The 21,798-nt window shown below is 63.3% G+C and carries 24 protein-coding genes; 14 read left to right on the top strand and 10 right to left on the bottom strand.

What is annotated here, in order from left to right; translation table 11 throughout:
- Window positions 1-29 precede the first annotated feature (29 nt).
- Entirely contained in the window at window positions 30-509 is a 480-nt protein-coding gene (locus J3D46_RS02305; RefSeq protein ID WP_159708264.1) for a DUF4383 domain-containing protein, read from the bottom strand.
- A 156-nt stretch (window positions 510-665) separates the two neighbouring features.
- Between J3D46_RS02305 and J3D46_RS02300 the strand changes: the two genes are divergently transcribed.
- The 3 genes from J3D46_RS02300 (at window position 666) to J3D46_RS02290 (ending at window position 2,595) form a co-directional block, all read left to right on the top strand.
- Window positions 666-1,637, top strand: coding sequence for a hypothetical protein (locus tag J3D46_RS02300; protein ID WP_231340265.1), 972 nt, complete (start codon window positions 666-668; stop codon window positions 1,635-1,637).
- Window positions 1,638-1,744: 107 nt separating this feature from the next.
- Entirely contained in the window at window positions 1,745-2,095 is a 351-nt protein-coding gene (locus J3D46_RS02295; RefSeq protein ID WP_231340266.1) for a helix-turn-helix transcriptional regulator, read from the top strand.
- Between the two features lie 32 nt (window positions 2,096-2,127).
- Window positions 2,128-2,595: an SRPBCC family protein gene (locus J3D46_RS02290; protein WP_231340267.1), complete on the top strand. Its 468-nt coding sequence runs from the start codon at window positions 2,128-2,130 to the stop codon at window positions 2,593-2,595.
- On the opposite strand, the gene J3D46_RS02285 is transcribed toward J3D46_RS02290, so the two are convergent.
- Window positions 2,592-3,248 carry a LysE family translocator gene (locus tag J3D46_RS02285; protein WP_231340268.1) on the bottom strand — a complete coding sequence of 219 codons (657 nt, stop codon included), beginning with the start codon at window positions 3,246-3,248 and terminating at the stop codon, window positions 2,592-2,594. The two genes, J3D46_RS02290 and J3D46_RS02285, sit on opposite strands and share 4 nt — an antisense overlap.
- A gap of 101 nt (window positions 3,249-3,349) precedes the next feature.
- On the opposite strand from J3D46_RS02285, the gene J3D46_RS02280 reads away from it, so the two are divergent.
- Complete coding sequence (locus J3D46_RS02280; protein ID WP_231340269.1) at window positions 3,350-3,805, top strand: Lrp/AsnC family transcriptional regulator; 456 nt, start codon at window positions 3,350-3,352, stop codon at window positions 3,803-3,805.
- 22 nt (window positions 3,806-3,827) lie between these two features.
- Here J3D46_RS02280 and J3D46_RS02275 read toward each other — a convergent pair whose 3' ends face one another.
- From J3D46_RS02275 to J3D46_RS02265, 3 genes are all read right to left on the bottom strand, one after another.
- Complete coding sequence (locus tag J3D46_RS02275) at window positions 3,828-4,340, bottom strand: hypothetical protein (protein ID WP_308102714.1); 513 nt, start codon at window positions 4,338-4,340, stop codon at window positions 3,828-3,830.
- Between the two features lie 143 nt (window positions 4,341-4,483).
- Window positions 4,484-5,965 (bottom strand): WXG100 family type VII secretion target, encoded by a 1,482-nt coding sequence (locus tag J3D46_RS02270; RefSeq protein ID WP_231340270.1) that lies wholly within the window; start codon window positions 5,963-5,965, stop codon window positions 4,484-4,486.
- A gap of 100 nt (window positions 5,966-6,065) precedes the next feature.
- Window positions 6,066-6,524, bottom strand: coding sequence for an Lrp/AsnC family transcriptional regulator (locus J3D46_RS02265; RefSeq protein WP_231340290.1), 459 nt, complete (start codon window positions 6,522-6,524; stop codon window positions 6,066-6,068).
- Window positions 6,525-6,894: 370 nt separating this feature from the next.
- Here J3D46_RS02265 and gluQRS point away from each other — a divergent pair, with 370 nt between their 5' ends.
- Entirely contained in the window at window positions 6,895-7,782 is an 888-nt protein-coding gene (gene gluQRS / locus J3D46_RS02260; protein WP_231340271.1) for a tRNA glutamyl-Q(34) synthetase GluQRS, read from the top strand.
- A gap of 25 nt (window positions 7,783-7,807) precedes the next feature.
- Entirely contained in the window at window positions 7,808-8,953 is a 1,146-nt protein-coding gene (locus tag J3D46_RS02255; RefSeq protein WP_231340272.1) for a serine hydrolase domain-containing protein, read from the top strand.
- Window positions 8,954-9,003: 50 nt separating this feature from the next.
- Here J3D46_RS02255 and J3D46_RS02250 read toward each other — a convergent pair whose 3' ends face one another.
- Window positions 9,004-9,633, bottom strand: coding sequence for a TetR/AcrR family transcriptional regulator (locus J3D46_RS02250; RefSeq protein WP_231340273.1), 630 nt, complete (start codon window positions 9,631-9,633; stop codon window positions 9,004-9,006).
- Between the two features lie 103 nt (window positions 9,634-9,736).
- On the opposite strand from J3D46_RS02250, the gene J3D46_RS02245 reads away from it, so the two are divergent.
- Both J3D46_RS02245 and J3D46_RS02240 read left to right on the top strand, forming a co-directional pair.
- Window positions 9,737-10,528 (top strand): SDR family oxidoreductase, encoded by a 792-nt coding sequence (locus J3D46_RS02245; RefSeq protein WP_231340274.1) that lies wholly within the window; start codon window positions 9,737-9,739, stop codon window positions 10,526-10,528.
- Window positions 10,529-10,629: 101 nt separating this feature from the next.
- Window positions 10,630-11,166, top strand: a complete 537-nt coding sequence (locus tag J3D46_RS02240) for a phosphohydrolase (RefSeq protein ID WP_159708288.1) — start codon at window positions 10,630-10,632, stop codon at window positions 11,164-11,166.
- 26 nt (window positions 11,167-11,192) lie between these two features.
- Here J3D46_RS02240 and J3D46_RS02235 read toward each other — a convergent pair whose 3' ends face one another.
- Window positions 11,193-12,437 carry a low temperature requirement protein A gene (locus J3D46_RS02235; protein ID WP_231340275.1) on the bottom strand — a complete coding sequence of 415 codons (1,245 nt, stop codon included), beginning with the start codon at window positions 12,435-12,437 and terminating at the stop codon, window positions 11,193-11,195.
- A 115-nt stretch (window positions 12,438-12,552) separates the two neighbouring features.
- Window positions 12,553-13,851 (bottom strand): ATP-binding protein, encoded by a 1,299-nt coding sequence (locus J3D46_RS02230; RefSeq protein ID WP_253464865.1) that lies wholly within the window; start codon window positions 13,849-13,851, stop codon window positions 12,553-12,555.
- A gap of 259 nt (window positions 13,852-14,110) precedes the next feature.
- On the opposite strand from J3D46_RS02230, the gene J3D46_RS02225 reads away from it, so the two are divergent.
- Window positions 14,111-15,217: an FG-GAP-like repeat-containing protein gene (locus J3D46_RS02225; RefSeq protein ID WP_253464862.1), complete on the top strand. Its 1,107-nt coding sequence runs from the start codon at window positions 14,111-14,113 to the stop codon at window positions 15,215-15,217.
- A gap of 16 nt (window positions 15,218-15,233) precedes the next feature.
- On the opposite strand, the gene J3D46_RS02220 is transcribed toward J3D46_RS02225, so the two are convergent.
- Together J3D46_RS02220 and J3D46_RS02215 are read right to left on the bottom strand one after the other, a co-directional pair.
- Window positions 15,234-15,995 (bottom strand): SDR family NAD(P)-dependent oxidoreductase, encoded by a 762-nt coding sequence (locus tag J3D46_RS02220; RefSeq protein ID WP_231340278.1) that lies wholly within the window; start codon window positions 15,993-15,995, stop codon window positions 15,234-15,236.
- A 4-nt stretch (window positions 15,996-15,999) separates the two neighbouring features.
- A complete protein-coding gene (locus J3D46_RS02215) occupies window positions 16,000-16,923 on the bottom strand; it encodes a fumarylacetoacetate hydrolase family protein (protein WP_253464860.1) in 924 nt (307 codons plus the stop codon).
- 141 nt (window positions 16,924-17,064) lie between these two features.
- Here J3D46_RS02215 and J3D46_RS02210 point away from each other — a divergent pair, with 141 nt between their 5' ends.
- The 5 genes from J3D46_RS02210 to J3D46_RS02190 are packed head-to-tail and all read left to right on the top strand — an operon-like array spanning window position 17,065 to window position 21,786.
- Complete coding sequence (locus J3D46_RS02210) at window positions 17,065-18,369, top strand: L-fuconate dehydratase (protein WP_253464857.1); 1,305 nt, start codon at window positions 17,065-17,067, stop codon at window positions 18,367-18,369.
- Window positions 18,366-19,673 (top strand): alpha-L-fucosidase, encoded by a 1,308-nt coding sequence (locus J3D46_RS02205; RefSeq protein ID WP_253464855.1) that lies wholly within the window; start codon window positions 18,366-18,368, stop codon window positions 19,671-19,673. Before J3D46_RS02210 ends, J3D46_RS02205 begins: the two co-directional genes overlap by 4 nt.
- Window positions 19,666-19,980, top strand: a complete 315-nt coding sequence (locus tag J3D46_RS02200) for an L-rhamnose mutarotase (RefSeq protein ID WP_253464852.1) — start codon at window positions 19,666-19,668, stop codon at window positions 19,978-19,980. Before J3D46_RS02205 ends, J3D46_RS02200 begins: the two co-directional genes overlap by 8 nt.
- Window positions 19,965-20,930, top strand: a complete 966-nt coding sequence (locus tag J3D46_RS02195; protein ID WP_374110759.1) for an aldo/keto reductase — start codon at window positions 19,965-19,967, stop codon at window positions 20,928-20,930. Before J3D46_RS02200 ends, J3D46_RS02195 begins: the two co-directional genes overlap by 16 nt.
- A complete protein-coding gene (locus J3D46_RS02190) occupies window positions 20,923-21,786 on the top strand; it encodes an amidohydrolase (RefSeq protein WP_253464846.1) in 864 nt (287 codons plus the stop codon). The genes J3D46_RS02195 and J3D46_RS02190 overlap by 8 nt, the downstream gene beginning before the upstream one ends.
- Window positions 21,787-21,798 lie beyond the last annotated feature (12 nt).

Genomic DNA, 21,798 nt, shown 5'->3' with positions numbered 1-21,798 from the left:
TCGTTGATTCACAAGACGTGCAGGAAGGTTTACATGTTCCTTCGCGCCGCCGGTGATTCGTCCATGGCATCCCTGCCCAGCCAGGCGCCCAAACCGATCATGGCAACGCCGAGGATCAGGTGCAGCCAGTTGTCGGCCGTGTTGAACGGAACGAAGTTGGCGCCTGTTTCCTGGTTGATGACCAGGCCATAGATCCAAAGAACGATGTACACGGCGCCGCCGCCCAGGAGGAACAGGCGGGCCATGCGTGCGTTCCTTGCCATGGCCAAGCCGGCCACGCCAAACAGCAGATGAACGATGTTGTGGAGTATGGACACTTGGAAGACTCCAAGCAGCATGGCGCCGGATTCATGTCCCGCAAAGGTCATGGCGCCGAAATTGGTGGTGATTCCCGGGATGAAGCCCAGGACACCAACCAGCAGAAATACAATGCCAACGCCCATGGCGGTGTTGCGAAGTGTCAACCCCATCATGTGGTGGTGTTCGGCGGGGTGCGAAGCGGTGGTCATCAAGTCCTCCCTTTCACGCGGTTAACCGGCTCTTCTCATGGAGAGCCGACCTGCGGCAAGGGGTGTGGCAAAACCTTGCCGACGCCGCCATAATACTCCTGAAATGCCTCCGATAGCAGGGGATGTGCCCAGTTCAGCGGCGGTTAGCATGGTTTCATGAGCCAAGTTCCAAACGGGCGCGTGCACACGATCTTCCATGACACCCGGGATTTGACACCGTTCCGGGAAGGTTACGTCCGGACACCGGTCCGCGGCTTGGCCGACGGTGTCAATGACGTTCTCTCCGGGGTCCTGAACGGCCGTGACCACGCGAAGTTATCCTTGGTGGGCAATGTTCCGAGGCTGAAGATGCTCTCCCCCAAGACAGCGAAGGCGATGCACGAAGCCGTCTTCACGTCCACGGAACCGGACCGGCTCCTGGCTTTTGGCCGCATGAATCCGGGGTGGGCCGGATTATGCAATGTGATGGCTGGCCTGCTCGCATACAAGCACGGCGGGTTCCTCAGGGCATCCGAGCTGTTGCAGCGCGGTCTGACAACAAGGATCGACGACGACGCCAGCCAGTTCTCGGCCATCTACCTTGGGCAGGTGGTCACCCGGGTCGAGGTTGCCGAACGCATTGAGGTTCCTGTCTTGTTCAGCGAGGAATCGGTGTTCCTGGCGCTGGCCCATTGCCTCCGGGAGATGGGGATGACTGAGTCGGCGCTGGAGGCTGTGGTGAGCCTGCCGCCGTCGTTGCCTTCTGCCCTGGCACGCTGCACAGCCGCATACTCGTTGCAGCGGCACCGCGACGTTGTGCTCTGGACTGAGGGTTTGCTCAACACGGACGACCTTTCGGCCGCGTTGTTGTTGATCCGGGCACGTTCCCTGCGGGCCCGGGGCGACTTCGAATCCGCGCAGGCTGCCTTGAAGGAAGTCCTGCGTCGTCGGAAGACCAATCTGGCGTTGAAGAATGACGCCCTCACTGACAGGGCACTCCTGGCAGTTGACCAAGGCCGCCGTACCCTGACTCCGCGGTCCAAGCGGCCCGCCCCGCCGGCAGAGCTGGAGACCTCGGAAGTCATCCGCAAGGACGCCGAAATGCGCAGGTTGTGGGAGAACGACTTCCGGCAGCTGGGCGGCGAGTAGGAAAAAACCATTGTGCCTTCCACAGGAGAGGCGTATCGTTGTAATCAACCAAGTAGTTGATCAAGCAAACGGTTGATTAATGATGATGACGAAAGGGTGACGCGGCGATGCAACACGATGCTCCGGGCCCTGACACCTTGGACAAGGCCTTCATGGCATTGGCTGATCCGGTCAGGCGGGCCATCGTTGCCCGGCTTTCCCGCGGAGATGCCACTGTCAACGAGCTCGCGGAACCATTCGCCATCACCAAGCAAGCCGTTTCAAAGCACATCCAGGTGTTGGAGCACGCTGGGTTGGTGACCCGCTCCCGCGATGCCCAGCGGAGGCCTGTCCATCTCGATGCAGCGGCGCTTGAGCGTTTGACGGCCTGGATTGACCAGTACCGCCTGATCGCCGAATCCCGCTTCCGGCGCCTGGATGACCTGTTGGGCGCCAGCCCAGTGGAACAAGAACCTTAAACACAACCAGCAAAGAAGAAAGAGGAACTGAAATGAGCAATCCAACAACAATCACTGCCGGCGATGGCGTCCCGTTCGTTGACACAGTCCGCGAATTCGATGCCCCGGTCAGTGCAGTCTTCAAAGCCCACGTTGACCCGGACCTGTTGGCCAAATGGCTGGGCCCGCGCAGCACCGTCACGAAGATTACCGAGTACAACGCCACCACTGGAGGCAGCTGGCGGTACGAAAGTGGCGACGACAGTGGGATGTATGGCTTCCGCGGCGTCTTCCACACCGTTGAATCCGATGCGTTGATCATCCAGACAGTCGAGTTCGACGGCGCTCCCAACCAAGTGGTCATCAGCACCACCACCTTCGAGGAAATCGATGGCAGGACCCGGATGTCGGCCCATGAGGTCTATCCGTCCGTGGAAGCCCGCGACATGGCCCTGGCCACTGGCATGGACTACGGCGTGATCGAAGGATACGAGCGCCTGGACGAGCTGCTGGCGGCCTAAGCGCCCGACGACGCCAGCAGTGGCAGCAATGGAATGAGTTGTTCCGACAACAGCACTGTCCCGAGTCCGATCATGATGATCCCGCTGACCAGCGTCACAACCCGCGCGGCGCCAGGCCGGGAAGCCAGCAACTTCCGGGACGTCAAGGCCACGCCGGTGTAGACAAGACCGGCAAGGACTACGAAGGTCAGGCCCAACAAGCCTGACTGGACCGGAACGGGCAGCGCTGCCTCGGGGCTGACGAACTGCGGAACCAAGGCGACGAAGAACAGCAGGCCCTTGGGATTAATGCCGCTGGTACCCATGCCCTGGATGAACGTTCGGAGCTGGTTTCCGGACTGCACGACGCCGCCTTCCGCACTGAAGCTCGCCCCTCGCCACGAGCGGATCGTCGCCACGCCGAGCCAAAGCAAGTACGCGGCGCCCGCGATGGTCAACCACCCCAGGAGTCCCGGGACTCCTGCGAGCAGTGCGGCCAACCCCGCTGCCATCAGCAATGTATGGATGACGTACCCGCTGCAGAGGCCGGCAACAGCGGGGACGAAACTCCGTTGACGGAGGCCGGCGGAAATCGAGTACGCCCAGTCGACGCCGGGGGTGCACGCCAAACTGACGGCCACAAGCATGAAGGCGAGGAACAGCTGCGGATTCACGATCTCTCCAGAGTTGGTTGGTAAGAAAACTCTAGGGAAAAAGGCCCCATAAGTGTTCCCTGATTTAGCTCTGTATCCGCAATTTTGGGTAAGATTATTGCGTGATTGACGGAATTGATAGAAGCATTTTGCGTCACCTCAAAGAGGATGGGCGAATGACGGCCACGGCGCTCGCTTCCAAGGTGGGCTTGACCGTAGCCCCATGCCACCGGCGGCTTCGTGATTTGGAGTCCTCAGGGGTGATCCGTGGCTACCGCGCCGACATCGATCCTGCCGCGGTGGGGTTGGGTTTCGAAGCGATTGTGTTTGTCACCCTCAGGCAGGTGGAGCGCACCATTCTGGCCGATTTTGAGGAGCGCGTAACAGCGAGTCCCAACATTGTGGAGGCCCAGCGGCTCTTCGGCTCTCCGGACTACCTGCTGAAGGTCATTGCCGCCGACCTGCCTGCCTATCAGCGCTTCTACGACGACGAGCTCGCAGCTCTTCCTGGGGTGGAACGCCTGACATCAACCCTGGTGATGAAGAACCTGAAGACGAACATTGGTCCACCCGTCTAGCCATCTCCATGCAACGGGCGGGTCAGTCGGCGGGGCTTACGTGAACGATGATGACGTATTGGTCCTTGGAGCCGTCAAAGCGGAGGTCGTAGTTCACCTCAAGCCCTGTGCTGGTGCCTGAGGTCAGCGAGTAGTCGCTCTTTGACCCCGGGTCCTTTCCGGCGGAGTCAATCCAACGCTCGGCGTCATCGGAGTCGATTCCGTACTTCTCCACGCCGTCGCGGATGAGAGTGCTGAGTCCGTCCAAGGAATCTGCGGTGAGGAAGTAGGTGACCTCAGTAAAGTCGGGCCGGGCATCCGTGGTCTTGAACCGGATGCGGTCCGTTTGGCCGTTGACCTCGCCACTGGGGCCCACGATCGTGAGGTTGATCTTGCCGGAGCCTTGAGTATTGATTTCCGGTCCGTAGCTATCCCCGGAAACACGCACGGCCGATTTCTGCAGGGTACCGCCGCTCATGTCCAGCCGGGCCTGCTTGTCCGTCCTGATCCGGTCAACACCTGCGGCGTCGAGCGTGGAGAATTCCGAGGTAATCACTGTGCTCCCTTGGGAAGATGAGGACGTTTCTGACGGCTGGGACTGCGGAACGGGGCCGGGCATTTGGCATGCGGTCGTGGCCAGGAGTCCAAGACCGACAACCACGGAGAGTGCTGGCTGACGAAGCCCGCGGAACGGCCGCATCATTGGTGCACCTCCGCGTCGAAGCCATCCAGGAACCGGTCCATGATGCCGGGAATATTGTTGGTAGGCCGATACTGCTCAACGCGATCGTTGAAGTCTGATCCGATGATGTCCCTGGCCTCCTGCGGATCGTTGGCCAACAGGTCCTGGTAGGCCGGGAGAGTGTCTTGCTGGATCAGCGCCCACCGTTGGTCGGCATCGGCGATGTTGCCGTCCGGGAACCCAGTGGTGAAATCCGTGCGGAACTGTGCCGGGTTATCCCAGTTGGTGAAGGGGACGTTCTCGGGTCCCGGGCTCTCCACGCTGAATTCGTAAGGGAAGACCTCGGGATAGCTCTTGGCTCCAGGGATGGATGGCTCACCGGCCAGGGTGACCATGTAGGTCACGGCTTCCCCGCCAGGGTGGTTGCGCATGTTCGTGTAATCGTCAGCGATGATTTCGTTCTGCTCGCGGTACAACAGGGCTGTGTTGCCCTCCTTGACCTGTGCGGGGTCGCCGGAATCGATCTGTGCCCAAGCCTCTGCAGTTCCGGGGTCGATGGCCCCGGAATCACGGAGACGGTTGATCTCGTCGATGCCGCCATTCATGTACGCCTGGTGCTGGCGGGCCTGGTCCAGGAAGATCTCTTTGTTCATGTCCAGCATGGACGTCTCATAGAACTTGATCTCGGCATCGGTCATGCCGGCCAGTTGCTCGATCTGGTCAAGCACCGGGATGGGGATGTCCGAGGCCGGGTTGTCGGCTATTTGCTGGGCGAGGTCGCGCAGCATGGCCATGTCCTTGAAGCCGCCGGCGAAGGAGGGGCCGATCATGTTGGCCATGCCGGCCCATTGGAGGTCCGGGTTGGCCAGGAAGGCCTGTCCGTAGAAGTCGTAGACCTTCTTGATGGTTTCCCAGTTGTACTCGGTGCCCTTGCTGGTGTCCCAAGTGGAGGGATCGATGCCCATCTCCCGCATGGCCTGCTGGTTCCAGTAATCGCTGAGGAATTGGGAGTATTCGGGTGACTTCTTTTCGATAAGCCCCGAATCGGCGGCCGCATCCATGGCTGCCTTGGCTGCGTCGGGATGTTCGAGCGCCCACCTCTTGAATTCGTCGCTTCGGAGGTATTCAGCACGTTCCCCGGGCGTCATGGCGTTCAGCAGGTCCGTGAGCTCCTGCCCGTTCCCGCCCGACGAACCAGCTCCGCCGGAGCCTGCGCCACCGGGACCGCCACCTGTGCTGGCAGTGTCCTGTTCCTGGGCGTTCTTGAGAAGACTCTCGGAGGCGGATTTTATGCCGGACGCCGCGCTCTGGAGGGCCCGCAGATGCGAGCTGTTCCACTCATGACGGAAGCGGTCGCCGTCGTTCCCCCGCCATGGACTGTTGGTGATTGACCCTGACAACTGTTGTCCCAGATCCGTGAGGCGGTCCGCTTTGCGGGCCAGTTCCTTGGCCAACTGGCGCAGCTGCGCGACGTCTGCGCCGTAGAAGTTGCCCGCCACTATGCCCCCAGATTTGTCTGCCGTTGATCTGTCCCATCCTAGGCCGGGGCCAGAGACTGGCACATGGGCACAACTGCCCTATGTGGATAAACGTGCGTGCCTACTCCTGAAGGAGGCCGGTGGTTCGATACGGAATGACTTCCCGGAGGAACATGCTGGTGGACGTTCGCACGATTCCAGGACATAGACGAATTTCCTCGGAGACCCGGTAAAGGTCGTCCGGGCTTTTGGCCACCACCCTGATAATGAGGTCGGTGTCGCCTGCGGGTGCATGGCATTCGAGGACTTCGGGGATGTTCCGGAGGGCGGCGATGGCTTCGTTCAAATGGCTCTGGTCGAGTTCTGCGCTGACCGCGGCGGCAACACCGCGCCCCAGGGCGGACGGCAGTACACGGCTGCTGTTCGGGCGCAGGGCCCCTGCCGCGGTCATCCGCTCCAGGCGGGATTGAACAGTCCCCCGCGCGAGGTGGAGCCTTTGGGCCAACACCATGATGGGCACCCTCGGGTCCTCATCAAGCGCGGCGAGGATCCGGCGGTCCGTGGCGTCGAGTTCCTGCAATGTGACCACTTCCTGTCCATGTTTTCACAGCAGACTGGTCAGATCGACCATTCTTATCGTTGTCCGTTGCACCAACTGTATGTCTCCTGCTCAAATGGTGACAACGAAGCAGGACGAGGCTACCGCCGGACCCCGCAGGCACCAGGCACCCGGAACACCACCCGGAGCCCTGCACAGGTTTCCCGCAAGGAAGCAGCCGCTGATTGACTCTTGTTCACAGCATTGTCATTCTGCACTCGCCCGTTCGTGCGGGCAGCACAGTAAGAGCCCCTGAGCCACCGGATCGTTGCGGTAGCTGAGGGGCTCTTGCGTTGCCGGGACTTCAGGCGCACAATCCGCCCGGCCCGAAAGACCCGCATAGGCTTGGATCATGACTTCTGCTGGCCGCTTCGCCCCGAGCCCCTCCGGTGAGTTGCACGTCGGCAATCTCCGCACGGCCATCCTCGCCTGGCTGTTCGCGAAGTCCAGCGGCCGTGATTTCCTGCTGCGCGTCGAGGACCTGGACCGCGCCCGGTCCGGTGCGGAGGCGGAGCAGCTCCGCGATCTTGAGGCAATCGGCGTCGGTTGGGACGCCGCCGTCGTACGCCAGACTGAGCGCGCGGCGCTCTACGACGACGCGATCGCCCGCCTCGCCCATGAGGGCCGTACCTATGAATGCTTCTGCACGCGGCGGGAGATCCAAGAGGCGCCGTCCGCGCCGCATGCTCCTCAGGGTGCGTATCCGGGCACGTGCCGACGGCTTTCCCACGCCGAACGTGAGATCCGGCGCGCCTCACGTCCGGCCTCGATCCGCCTGCTTTCGGACGTTACTGAGTGGGCTGTTGAGGACCAGTTGCATGGCAAGTACGTGGGCGTGGTGGACGACTTCGTGCTGCGCCGGAACGACGGTGTAACCGCCTATAACCTGGCAGTCGTGGTGGACGACGCCGCCCAGGGAATTGACCAGGTGGTGCGCGGCGACGACCTCCTTCCATCGACTCCCCGGCAGGCGTATTTGGCTACGCTGTTGGGCCTGCCGACTCCGGAATACGCCCACGTTCCGCTGGTGGTAAACCACGACGGCGCCAGGCTGGCCAAGCGGGACGGCGCGGTCACGCTGGGCGACCTCGCCGCCGTCGGAATTCCTGCGGAACGGGTGCGGGACCTGATCCTTGAATCGCTCCATCTTCCAGCCGGTCCGTTGCCCGGGGCTCTCCCGGCATTCAGCCCTGGAACCCTGCCGAAGGAGCCTTGGGTGTGGATAACGCCCCGAAGCTGAGAGACCCACCACGTAGGCTGTCTGGATGCATTCACAGGTGATCGCCCCAGGTTTTGAAACTGTCGCCGAGCTCTTCGGCCGTTTCCTCGACCAGGATCCGGACTACTCTGCACAAGTCGCGGCCTACCACCGCGGCGTCAAAGTGCTGGACCTTAGCGGCGGACCGCACACCCGCCCGGACTCGGTGACTGGCGTATTTTCGTGTTCCAAAGGCATGGCGGGACTGGTCATGGCTCTGCTGGTCCAGGACGGAGTTCTGGACCTTGATGTCGAGGTGGTCAAGTACTGGCCCGAGTTTGGCGTTGAGGGCAAAACGTCGATCACCGTTGGGCAGCTCCTGTCCCATCAGGCCGGGCTTTTGGGCGTAGAAGGCGGGCTGACGCTTGAGGAGGTTAATAACTCCGAGCTCGCCGCGGTGAAGCTCGCCAAGCTGCCACCACTGTGGAAACCGGGCGCGGCGTTCGGATATCACGCGCTGACCATCGGCATTTTTATGGAAGAGCTGTGTCGCCGTATCACCGGTTCCACGCTGCAGAAAGTCTTCGAACAGCGGATCCGCGCGGTGACCGGAGCCCATTTCTACCTCGGGCTGCCCGATTCCGAAGAAGCCCGGTTTGCCCCGTTCCGTTGGGCCGCCGATCCTTCGTGGCCATGGGTGGATCCCGCCAGCCACTTCGGCCTGGCGGCCAACTCCGCGGTGGGTGAGATCCTGGACCTGCCCAACATCCGCGAAGTGAGGGCAGCAGGGTTGAGTTCCGCTGCCGGCGTGGCGAGTGCCGAAGGAATGGCGAGGATCTATGCGGCGGCCTTGACGGGCTTCGTTGGCGAAGGCGACGCTTCAGTGTCCGACGGTCAGGCCGCCGTCGCGCCTCTTCTCACCGAGGAAACGATCCGTGCGGTGACCGCCGAACGGGTGTTCGGGATTGACCGCGTTTTTGGGGAAACAGGCTGCTTTGGCACAGTTTTCATGAAGTCGCACAGCCGGATGCCGTTCGGCAGCTACCGCGCGTTCGGACACGACGGCGCCAGCGCATCGTTGGGGTTCGCGGACCCCGTGTATGAACTCGGCTTTGGGTACGTGCCGCAGCAGGCCGAGCCCGGGGGAGTGGGCTGCCGCAACTTCCAGCTGAGCTCGGCGGTGAGGGAAGTGATCGCGGGGCTCGCTGCCTAGCTCTGCTCGCTGCCTAGCTCTGCTGTGCGCCTAGCTGTGCTGCTTGGCGCCTAGCTGGGCTGCGCTGCTTGCGCGAGCTGCGCGGAACGGACTCCGGCCGCCATGCCGGCCCATAACGTGTCGGTGGTGGCGGCCACTACGGCGTCCACCGTTGTTCCCTCCAAATGATTGCCGGCAGCAAGCAGCGCGGCGCCGTGGAGGCTCACGAAGCACACCATGGCCAGCGTTTCGGGGTCGCCTGGAGCCAGGGCGCCGGCCTCCTGTGCCTCGGTGATCATGTCCTGGGCAACCTGGATCCCTTGCTCGCCTGTGCTTCGCAATTCGGTGCTGGAATCAGGGTGGTGCTTGGTGGAGTACATCACGGTCAGGAGGGCCGGGTGCGCAACGGCGAAGTCGACGTATGCCTTTCCAACCCTGACGAAGCGGCTGCGGAGATCGCTGTCGGACTGGGCGGCCTCCAGGATGAGGCTGTTCATCGACTCAAAGCCAGCCAGTGCCATCGCATCAATCAGGGCTTGTTTATCGCGGAAGTGCTTGGCCGGGGCCCCGTGGCTGACATTTACGTCGCGGGCGAGTTGCCGCAGGGAGAGTCCGTCAACGCCGCCTTCTTCGATGGTTTCCATGGCGCGTTCCAGGAGGGCTTCCCGGAGTTTGCCGTGGTGGTAGGGCTGCTCGATCATGGGATAAGTCTAGGCCAATGTAGTCATTGACAACAAAGTAGACACTGCCTACCATGTTGACAGTGACTACATCAGTTTCAGCCTCAAACCGATTGGATATGCCATGACCATGACCTACACCGGCACCACCGCACTCATCACCGGTGCCAGTTCCGGACTCGGTGCTGAATTCGCCCACCGCTTCGCTGCCCGTGGCTCCAACCTGGTCCTGGTTGCCCGGCGCGTGGATCGCTTGGAGGAGCTGGCCACGGAACTGCGCTCCAAGAGCGGAGTCACCGTGACGGTGCTCCCCATGGATCTGGGCCGCGCAGGCGTTGGCCGTGAGCTCTTCGACGAGCTGGCCGGCCGTGGAATCACGGTGGATACGCTGATCAACAATGCCGGTTTCGGCACCCATGGTCCTTTGGTCGAGGAGGACCCGGACACCATCGCGTCTGAGATTGCCCTGAACGTTGCCGCCCTCGTGGACATTACCCGCGCTTTCCTGCCAAACCTGCTCGCCTCCGGGAAGGGCGCCCTGGTGAATGTCGCCAGCACGGCCGCATTCCAACCCATCCCCGGCATGGCCGTTTATGGTGCCACCAAGGCGTTCGTCCTGAGCTTCACCGAAGCCGTGGCCCACGAGACCAAGGATTCCGGACTCAATGTCCTGGCGCTTTGCCCCGGAGCAACCCGCACCGAGTTCTTCGAAGTCCTTGGCGGTGAGTCCGCGGCCGTGGGCAAGATGCAGACCTCTGCACAGGTTGTGGGGACTGCACTCAAGGCCCTCGATCGCAAGGGAACACCCGGCAGCGTCGTCTCGGGCTGGGTCAACCGCATTGCGGCCGGGTTCGCGCAGCGCTTGCCGAGGGCCGTCACCGTCGCCATCGCCGCACGCGCAGTTCAGGATTGGTAAACAGGTCCCCAACCCGCAAAGCGCGCTTTCGGTCACTCAACAGCGGATAGCCTGAACATGGGACCAATCCCCGTGGTCCCATGTTCAACCCGGAGGCCCGCATGACCGAACCACGCTTCACTGTAGAGACAGCCCAGGTCCTGGCGGAGGTGGCCCACAACCGGCAGAAAGACAAGCTCAAACGTCCATACCGGGAACATGTCCTGGCCGTGGGCGATGCGCTCGCGGACTTCGACGAGGACATCCAGATCGCCGGCTACCTTCACGACATCGCTGAGGACACGCCCATCACCCGGCAGGCGTTGCTGGACATGGGCGTCTCTGAACGGGCGCTCGCGATTATCGAACGAGTCACCCGCCGCTTCCACGATGACCCGGAAGATTACGACGCCGGCATCCGTTACGTTGCCGAGGACCACGACGCCACGTTGGTCAAGATCGCCGACAACGCCCACAACTCGCTCCCTGAGCGGGTCCAAGCCCTCGCTGAGAAGTGGCCGGACAAGCCGCCGGTGACCCGCTATGCTGATGCCCGCCCAGTGCTGTACACGGCGGTTCCCCGCGAGGAAATCCTGATGATCCTGGAGCGGATCAATCCGTACCTGATCGCGGAGTTGGACGAGATCGTTCCCGAGTAGGTTGGCCTCACAACGCGAAGAGAACCCTAGCCGGCGGCAGCTTCCAGCCGTCGAAGCGCTGCCGCCCTGCCCTTGTGCCCACGGCGTTCGTCGTAGGCGATGGACAGGCCCAGGACCACCATCATCTCCAGCATGCACAGCGGTACAGATGCCCCGGCCGCCGCCATGGCGATGCTTCCCGCAAGGGCAAGGACCACCAGTGTGGTGCTCCAGATCAGTTCGCGGTCCCTCCCGAGCATGATGCTGTAGAGCGTTGTCAGGGACACCTTGAACAGGATGATCGGCAACGCGATCGAGGCGACCGCGGCGGCCGCAGGAATGTGGGCTTCGTGGTCGATGAAGTAGGCGGCGACATGGAGGCCGGCTCCCGTCGCGGCGATGGCAGCGAAGATGAAGATGTGCCCGTACCCGAAGACCCACGAACGGTTCCGCTGGAAATGGAGCGCCGGACCTGAGGGCAGGATGAAGTAGATCCACCACATGGCGAACGCCAAGCCTGTTCCGCTGAGGCCAACCAAGGCGGCATCCAGCGTCCAACCGTGCAAGGCAACGATCGCCCGCAGGGTTTCGATGGCGCCGATCAGGCACTCACCCAGGGCAATGATGGCCAGGAGTCCGTAGCGCTCGGCGATGTGGTGGGCGTGCCAAGGGGTGCGGATCTTGCGTTCGGCGAAGTACGGTGCCGCCATCTCCAGGATGAACAGGGGCGTGGCCATGAGGAACGTCGTGAGGACGTTCGCATCGATGAGGAGGACCGCCACCCAGCCGACCTGTATGGCTGCCACGTACTTTGCGTAGCGCAAACAGGTCTCGCGGCGTTCGGGGTCTTGGCGGGCAGCACGCAGCCACTGGAAGATCAGGGCCACCCGCATCACGATGTACCCGAGCACCATGGTGACGTTGTCCACGTGCTTGCCCTCGATGATGGAGTGGAACACTGGCTCGATGCCCATGGCCAGGATGAGCACCCCCAGCATTTGAACCATGGTGACGACGCGGAACACCCAGTCGTCGGTGTCGTAGGCGCTGGCGAACCAGGTGAAGTTGATCCAGGCCCAGATCACCGCGAACATGGCGAACGAAAATGCCAACAAGCCTGGCCAGAAATGCGCCTCGGCCACGGCATGGGCGAACTGGCCGCCGGCAACACCGAATGCAATGACGAAGGTCAGGTCGAAGAACAGCTCCAACGGAGTGGCTGTACGGTGCTTTTCATGGGGATCGCGGCCGCCCATGCGGGAAAGCGCATGGCGAAGGGGATTCGTGGACATGGCTCAAAGATTACCGTCGCCCGTGTCCCTGCGCCGAGATCGCCGGATTGCGTCCAGATTGCCGGATTGCTCCGGCGAACCCACACCGCTGCGGCGATCTCGCGAAAAAGAGCCCCTAGACCCGGCCCAGCACGTCGATGTCCTCCAGGAAGTCCTGGTGCACCTCCGGGCTCACAGTCGTCCGGGTGTCGCCAATCGCGTCGAGGTAATCCTGGGTGGCCGGTCCCTTACGTCCGTTGCTCGCAAGACCGGAGCCGTCGTCGTCGTACACGGCTTTTTCCAAAGCACGCTGGGAGGCGCTGCGGGCAGCGAACTCGATGTCTGCGGGCGAGAAGCCCTCGGTCCGTTCCACCAGTTGGGCGATGTCCACCGAGTCCACCACGGTGGCGGGGATGAATCGCTGCCACATGGCCTCGCGGGCATGGACGTCGGGCAGGCCGATGGGGATCACGTAATCAAAGCGGCCGTGGCGGAGGAACGCCGTGTCCAAGGCACGGATGAAGTTGGTGGCGCACACCAGCAAACGGCCGGGTTGCTCGCGGAAGGCCGGGATGATCTTAAGGAGCTCGTTGGTGACACCCTGCAACGGCGACGGCGGATCCCCGGCACGCTGTGACGCGATTTCCTCCACCTCGTCGATGAACACCACGGCGTGCTCCAGTTCGGCGATTTCCAGGAACGTCTCGCGCAGCGCACCGGCCAGGCCCTTGGGATCAGCGGCCAAACGCGAAGGGAAGACCTCAACGAACGGCCACTCGAGCCGTGAAGCAATGGCCTTGGCAAAAGTGGTTTTGCCCGTGCCTGGCGGGCCGAACAGCACGACGGCGCGCGGCGGGACCACGCCGTATTCGTCGGCGAGGTCGGCCTCGGCCAGCGGCAGCACCAAGCGGCGTTCCAGCAGTTCCTTCTCACGGCGCATGCCCGCCACGTTCTCCCAGAGATCCCGCGCCAGGATCCGCCCGCCGAGCAGCCCCAATGCGCCCAGCTCCTGCCGCTGCACGGGAATGGTCCGTTCGAAGTAGCGCAGGTTCTTCTTCACCACGAAACCGCGGCCAAGGAACGCCTCTACGCGCGTCTCGGTTTCCGGCATCAGCGCGGACAGCTTGTTCAGGCCGTGGGGAGCCATTCGGTTCTCGACGGCGGACAGCAGCGAGGTGCCGATGCCACGGCCGCGGAATTCGGTGAGGGTGGCCAGGAAGACGATCCAGCCTTGGTCGTGCGCGGCGCGGCCCACTGCGGCGCCAACTACTTGATCACCCTGCACGGCCACCACCGCGTGGTCCTTTTCGCACGATGCCAGGACCTCGGACAACGCGTAGACGGGTTCCACGCCATCGGCCTTGAGTGATTCCCACAGGTGCAGGATGCCGTCGAGGTCGGACGAGTGGAAGTCCCTGATGCGCCAGTTGCTCATGGCCGTGTCTCCTGGGTTTGCTAAGTGAGTCGCCGTTGATTCCTTGTGGTTGAGCATAGGCGAACCGTGAGGGCCGGACGTTGCGGGCCAGTTGCGTTACGCAATGGAGGCGCCGCAGGAAACAGCGCACGACGGCGGCCTGTCGTCCCCCGCGTTCGTCCCGCCGTCGGGGGCGCCTCCTAGGATGGGCGCATATGGCACCTTTCGAGGGAGAATCGTGGGCCTGTTTTGCGGGAAAAGAATCGGCGCGGCAGGAGTCATGGCTGCGTTGCTGGTGGGCACTACCTTGATGCCGGCCGCGCACGCAGCAGACGCCCGGGATGTGAGCGTTTATGGCCATCCGATCGTGGGCGCGGTCCTGTCCGTGGAAGGTGCGCCGGCCTACTTCGCCAACTGCGGTGGGGGCGGCGAGTCCAGCTATTCCATCCAGTGGCTTCGGGACGGCGAACCCGTGGAAACCAGTCCGCCCTATTCTCCATACCTCTATCCCTTGGAAGCTGATGACATTGGCGGCCGGATCTCTGCGATTGCCACTGGCTCGCCTACCAACTGCGCCGGCAAGGAAGTTGTCACCGGCGAGTCGGAGGAGATCCGCAAAGAACCAATGCGGGCGGAGGGCTTCACTGGCCGGGGCGTGTTTGAGCTGATGGCCCGCAGGCGCGACGGAACACTCTTGATGTACCTGGGGAGGGATGGTGTCCAAGGTTGGCAGGAAACCCGGCAAGTAGGCCCTGGATGGGACGCGTTTACCAGGATCTTTGCCGCCGGAGACTTCACCACTGACGGCATCACCGACCTCATGGCCACCGATGGTTCCGGGACGCTGTACCGCTTCCAAGGAACGGGTGACGGCGGGTTCTATACCTTCCGCTATGCCGTGGGCTGGGGGTGGAACAGCATGGACAAAGTGTTGGGTCCCGGCGATTTCAACGGCGATGGCCTCAATGATCTTTTGGGCAGCGAGGCGAACGGGGATCTCTACGTCTTCCCTTCGCATCCGTGGGGAGGTTGGAGTCCCAGGGTGAAGGTCGGCCAGGGCTGGGACGTCATGGACCTCCTGATCGGTCCCGGCGACTTTGATGGCGACGGCAACGTGGATGTCCTGGCCAAAGACAAGGCCGGAGGACTCCATCTCTACGGTGGAGACGGCGCAGGTGGATGGACCGGCTCACGCTGGATCGGGCAGGGCTGGAACGCGCTGACCAGCATCGGCAGCGCAGGGGACTTCAACCGCGATGGCTTCAATGACGTGCACGGTATTAACGCGGCCGGCGAACTGGTGATGTACTACGCCGATGGCCGCGGTGGTTGGAAAGGCGCCGAAACCGTTGGCTGGGGCTGGCAGATCTTCAACGGGATCTTGTGATCCAGCCCCACACCGGTTACTGAACCGGCCGCAACCGCAAACCCTGCATGCCGCCGTCGACCGCCAGCGAGGTGCCCGACGTCGAACCTGACAGCGGGCTCGCCAAGTACGCGACGGCACCGGCCACCTCCGTGGGGTCAACCATCCGGCCGTGGGGCTGGCGGGCGTTGAGCGCGGCGCGCTCGCCGGAGGGATCAGCGGCCGAATCGAGCAGTCGGCCCACCCACGGAGTGTCCACGGTGCCGGGGTTCACGCAGTTCACGCGGATGCCCTCCCGCACGTGGTCAGCCGCCATGGCGAGCGTCAGGGACAGGACCGCGCCCTTGGACGCAGAGTAGAGTGCCCGCTGCGGGAGCCCTGCCGTGGCGGCGATGGAACAGGTGTTCACGATCGCGGCGGCCGGCGACTCACGCAGATATGGCAGGGCTGCCCGGCTGACCCGGGCGATTCCCACCACGTTGACGTTGAGGACGCGGAGCCATTCGTCGTCGTCGTTCGCTGCGATGTCACCTTGGGCGCCGATGCCGGCGTTGTTGATGACGATGTCCAGGCGGCCGAACTGCCTGGCAACGCTTTCGACGGCGGTACGCACCGAGGCGTCATCGGCAACGTTGCACTGCACGCCAAAGTGCGGGCTGGTTTCCGGGGCGAGGTCGAGGACCGCCACCTGCGCACCTCCGGCCGCCAGGCGGTCCGCGATGGCCGCTCCGATCCCGGAGGCGCCGCCGGTCACCAGAGCTGCGAGGCCTTCGAATTCATTGCCCACCGATTTTGCCATCGGGTCAGGCAGTGGTGCTGGCGAAGGAAACGGCGTGGCCAGTACCTGTGGCTGAGCCGGACGTGGCCCGGAAGTACTCCTGGCGCTGCCGGCCCAAGCCGTCGATCTCCAGTTCCACAACGTCACCCGGCTGGATGAACGGGAAGCGCCCGGACAGTGCGACGCCCTCGGGGGTGCCGGTGATGATGACATCGCCGGGTTCGAGGACCATGTACTGGCTGAGATGATGGACGATCGTGGCAGGGTCGAAGATCATGTCCGAGGTCGTGGAGTCCTGGCGGGCTTCTCCGTTGACCAGTGTCTGCAGGCGCAGGTTGCCGGGGTCGACGTCCGAGGCGGGAACCAACCACGGGCCCAAGGGAGTGGAGCCGGGGAGGGATTTGCCCTTGGTCCACTGTCCGGCCGAACCGGGGATCTGGTACTCGCGCTCGGAGAGGTCGTTGGCCACTGCGTAGCCGGCGATGCATGCTTCAGCCTCTGAAACAGAGGAAAGGTATGACGCTTCGCGGCCGATCACGATCGCCAGTTCAACTTCCCAGTCGTACTTTTCCGACGACGGCGGGATGGGGGCGGCGTCGAACGGGCCGGCGATGGTGTTGCTCGGCTTGAGGAAGACTACGGGAACCTCGGGCGGCGTCGCACCGGATTCGGCAGCGTGGGCCGTGTAATTCAGGCCGATGGCCACCACGGCACCGGGGCGGGCAACGGGAGCGCCGATGCGCAGGCCTGCGGCTGGGATTTCCGGAAGTTCCCCTTTATTCAGGGCCTCACGGGTGCGTTCGATGCCGTCGGAGGCGAGGAAAGTGCCGTCGATGTCGCTGGTCAGGCTCGAAAGGTTGAAGTACTTCTCGGTGCCGTCGGCGTCCTGGGCGATGACTGCCGGTTGTTCGTTTCCGGCCGTACCCAGCCTGGCGAATTTCAAGGTCATGGCTTCCTCCGTGCGTTCGGGACTAACATCCGAGCTCTAGTGTGCTGTTTCCCCCCCATAATACGGAAATGTGACCCATTGACAAGGCAGACATCGGATGTTTAGGCTCGGTGAAGAATCGTGACGCACTTCAGGAGCCGCATGAGCACCATTACCGCAGTGGATACGTACGATATCCGCTTCCCCACATCCCTCGAACTGGACGGCTCGGATGCCATGAATCCGGACCCCGACTACTCCGCCGCCTACCTGATCATCCGCACCGACGCCGGGGACGGGCATGAGGGCCACGGCTTTGTGTTCACCATCGGGCGTGGCAACGAGGTGGAAACTGCGGCACTCGATGCCCTCCGCGGGCACATCATCGGCCGGACAGTTGAGGACCTGCTCGCAGACATGGGCGCCACCTGGAAACTGTTGGCCCACGATTCCCAACTCCGCTGGCTCGGTCCGGAGAAGGGCGTCATTCACATGGCCATCGGCGCCGTGGTGAACGCCCTGTGGGACCTGAAGGCCAAACGCGCCGGGTTGCCCCTCTGGGAGCTGCTCGCCGGGATGACTCCGGAAGAGCTGGTGGCCTTGGTTGACTTCCGCTACCTCACGGATGCGCTCACCCCTGACGAGGCGTTGGCGATACTTCGAGCCGCCGAGCCAGGAAGGGAAACGCGCACAGCGGCTCTTCTCGCCGAGGGCTACCCTGCATACACCACGACGCCGGGCTGGCTGGGTTACAGCGATGAAAAACTGACGCGGCTGGCCAAGGAAGCCGTGGCCGACGGATTCACGCAGATCAAGCTCAAGGTCGGAGCCTCGTTGGAGGATGACATCCGTCGCGTCCGGGCTGCGCGCGAAGCTGTTGGCCCGGATATCAGGATCGCCGTGGACGCCAACCAGCGCTGGGACGTCCAGGACGCCATCGACTGGATGGCCCATCTGGCCCCCTACGACATTGCCTGGATCGAGGAGCCCACCAGCCCGGATGACATTCTGGGCCATGCAGCCATCGCCCGCGGCGTTGCTCCGATTCCCGTGGCAACCGGGGAGCACGTCCAGAACCGGGTGGTGTTCAAACAGATGCTCCAAGCCGGATCACTCCAAGTCCTGCAGATCGACGCTGCCCGTGTGGCAGGAGTCAACGAGAACATCGCCATCCTCCTGCTCGCCGCCAAGTTCGGCGTCCCGGTATGCCCACATGCCGGCGGGGTTGGGCTCTGCGAGGCCGTGCAGCACCTGTCCATGTTCGACTACATCGCCGTATCCGGGACAAAGGAAGGCCGGACCATTGAGTTCGTGGATCACCTCCACGAACACTTCATCACACCCGTAGATGTCCACAGCGGCGCGTACTGGCCGCCGTCGGCTCCCGGAGCCGGCAACGAAATGCTCCGTGAAACACTGGCCGCGTACAGCTTTCCGAACGGCCCCGTATGGAAGGAATCCCGTTGATCCAGCACGCACCTTGGTTCGAAGAAGCACGCTTTGGGATGTTCGTGCACTGGGGCCTATACGCGCTCCCGGCACGGCACGAGTGGGTAATGAACCGGGAAGAGACCACTGTGGAGGAGTACTCCAAGTACTTCAGGCGCTTTGACCCGGATCTCTACGATCCCCGGGAGTGGGCCCGCGCCGCCCGGGAAGCAGGGATGAAGTACGTGGTCCTCACCACCAAGCACCACGACGGCTTTTGCCTGTGGGATTCAGCCCTGACGGAGTACAAAGCCACCAATACTCCTGCGGGCCGGGACTTGGTCGCCCCCTATGTGGAAGCGCTCAGGGCAGAGGGGCTGAAGGTTGGTTTCTACCACTCCCTTATCGACTGGCACCACCCCGATTTCCCTATTGACGGGGTCCATCCCCAACGCAACGCGGCCGACGTCGAAAGCCTGAACAGCGGACGCGACATGGCCCGTTACAGGGACTACCTGCATGGGCAGGTCCGTGAGCTCCTGAGCAACTACGGCACCATCGACTACCTGTTCTTCGACTTCTCCTACACAGGTGGACACGAAGAGGATTATTGGGGTGGCAAGGGTCGCAAGGACTGGGACTCGGAAGCACTGCTCGCCATGGTGCGGGAGCTGCAGCCCGGAATCATCGTCAATGACCGGCTGGACATACCGGGAGACTTCGTCACGCCGGAGCAGTACCAGCCCGCTGGCCCCATGATGCTCGACGGCGAACCGGTCACCTGGGAGGCCTGCCAGACTCTCAACGGCAGCTGGGGCTACGACCGGGACAATCTGAATGACAAGTCCGTGGACCTGCTCATCCGCATGCTGGTGGATGGGGTGTCCAAGGGCGGCAACTTGCTGCTCAATGTCGGGCCGACAGGCCGGGGCAGCATCGATCCCCGGGCGCTCGCCTCCTTGGCGGGCATTGGAGAGTGGATGAAGCTGCACTCCCGCGCCATCTACGGTGCCGGGGCTTCGCCGTTGACAGCCCCGGCGGATGCCCGCTACACCCAGCGCGGCGACCGGCTCTATGTCCACCTCTTTGCGTGGCCGTTCGAGTACGTTCATCTGCCGGACCTCGCGGGCAAGGTCGAGTACGCGCAATTGCTGAACGATGCCTCGGAGGTCTTCCTCAAAGAGGTGGACCCCGGGCAGCAGGCAATGAACATGACACCGGGCGGCCAACCCCCGGGAACACTGACCATCAAGCTGCCTGTTCAACGCCCCGACGTTGCAGTTCCAGTGTTGGAACTGTTCCTGAAGCCCGGGACTGCGGAGCGCGGGGCATCCCATGGCTGAGAGCATCGCCCTCCACACAAAGCTCAAACCGGGAGCCGAAGAGGAATACGCCGACGCCCACCAGCACATCCCGCCTGAATTGGTTGCGGCTCTCAAGGACGCCGGGGTCAGGAACTGGCGTATTTGGCGCAGCGGGCTCCACCTCTTCCATGTGGTGGACGTCGACGACTACCAATCGATGCGCCACGCGCTCGCCGACCACCCTGCCAATGTGCCGTGGCAGGCCAGGATGGCAGAACTTTTGGAGGTCCAGGACGATTACTCAGGGGAGGATCAGGGTATTCATAAGGTATGGGAGTTGCCATGAATGCTGAATCACTGACGCCACTTAATCTGGGCAGGCTCGGCTTTGGCGCGGCCGGGATCGGGAACCTCTACCGTTCCATCCCCGATGGGGAGGCGCTCGCCACTGTCCTGGCTGCCTGGGACGCCGGGATCCGCTACTTCGACACCGCGCCGCACTACGGCCTGGGCCTGTCCGAGCAGCGACTTGGAGCCGTCCTTCGGGACAAGCCGCGGGACGAGTTTGTCATCTCAACCAAGGTCGGCCGGCTGCTGGAACCCAACAACGCCGGTGGACAGGACCCGGAAGGCTTCGATGTCCCTGCCAGCACCCGGCGAGTATGGGACTTCTCCGACGCCGGCATTCGGCGCAGCATCGAAGACTCCTTGGAGCGCCTCGGCCTGGACCATGTGGACATCGCGTATCTCCACGATCCCGACGTCCACGACCTCCAAGCCGGAATCTCCCAGGCGCTGCCGGTACTGGAAAAGCTGCGGTCCGAGGGCCTGATCAAGGCAATCGGCGTGGGCATCAACTCGGCCGAAGCTGCGCTCGAATGCGTCGAAGCCGCAGACCTGGACCTTGTCATGCTCGCCGGACGCTACACCCTGCTTGAGCAGCCCAGCGTCCCGCTGCTTGAGCGCTGTGTGGAGCGCCGCACCGGCGTCGTCAGCGTTGGTGCTTTCAACTCCGGGCTGCTGGCCCGAGCGGAAGTCCCCGACGACGCCCACTACAACTACGATCGGGCACCGAAAGCACTGGTGGAACGGGCACGTCACCTGGCGACGGTCTGCCGCGACTTTGGCGTGGAACTTCCGACGGCGGCACTCCAGTTCCCGTTGCGGCATCCCGCCGTGGTGAACGTGACCGCCGGAGCCAGCGCTCCCGAGCAGGTCGCCACCAACGCGGCCCGGATGGAGGAAACCGTTCCCGACGAGTTGTGGGAAGCACTGGAGGCATCCGGGCGTGATTGACTCGCACCTGCATCTGTGGACCTTGGACACCTTCGTCACCGGCGGAGCGCGCCCCTATTCCTGGCTCGGTCCGCAGCACGGTGCGCTCTTCCGCAGCTACGGCGAGGACGAGGCCCATGAGGTGTTGGATGCTGCCGGGGCCAGGGGAGCCGTCCTGGTGCAGGCCGACGACACCGAGGCCGACACCGAGGCCATGTTGGCTGTGGCCGCGCGGAATTCCTGGGTGCTGGGAGTGGTGGGTTGGGTGCGGCTGGAGTCACCGACCGAGGCCGCCGAGCAATTGGCCCGTTTTGGCGCCCATCCCGTTTTCAAGGGCGTCCGGCACCTGATCCATGAGGATCCCCGGGCTGACTTCCTCCACCTGCCGGCCGTTCGCGAGTCGCTGGCGCTGGTGGCAGGGCGCGGGCTCGCCTTCGATGTCCCGGATGCCTTTCCCCGGCATCTGGGGTCGGCAGTCCGGCTGGCCCGTGAGATGCCCCAACTGACCATAGTGCTCGATCATCTGGGCAAGCCGCCTCTTGCCGACCCCGGGGCCATGGACTCGTGGCACGCCGATTTCCGTTCCCTTGGGCGCCAGCCGAACGCCGTGGCCAAGCTGTCCGGCCTTCACGTGCCGGGCGTTGAGTACTCGGCGGACAGTTTGCTGACCTTGTTCGAATCAGCTTTGGAGGCCTTCGGCCCGGAGCGGTTGATGATCGGCGGCGACTGGCCGGTCAGTACGCTCGGAGCGCCGTATAGGCGGACCCTGGACGTCCTGCTGGAACTTGTTTCCACCCTGAGTCCGGCCGAGCAGGACGCTGTGCTTGAAGGGACTGCGATCCGTACCTACGGCCTTGCTCCGCACGCTGGCGCCTAGAGCGCGAGGAAA

The sequence above is a fragment of the Paenarthrobacter sp. A20 genome (assembly GCF_024168825.1).
Classification (GTDB): domain Bacteria; phylum Actinomycetota; class Actinomycetes; order Actinomycetales; family Micrococcaceae; genus Arthrobacter.
This window is presented reverse-complemented; position numbering and strand designations above follow the sequence as displayed.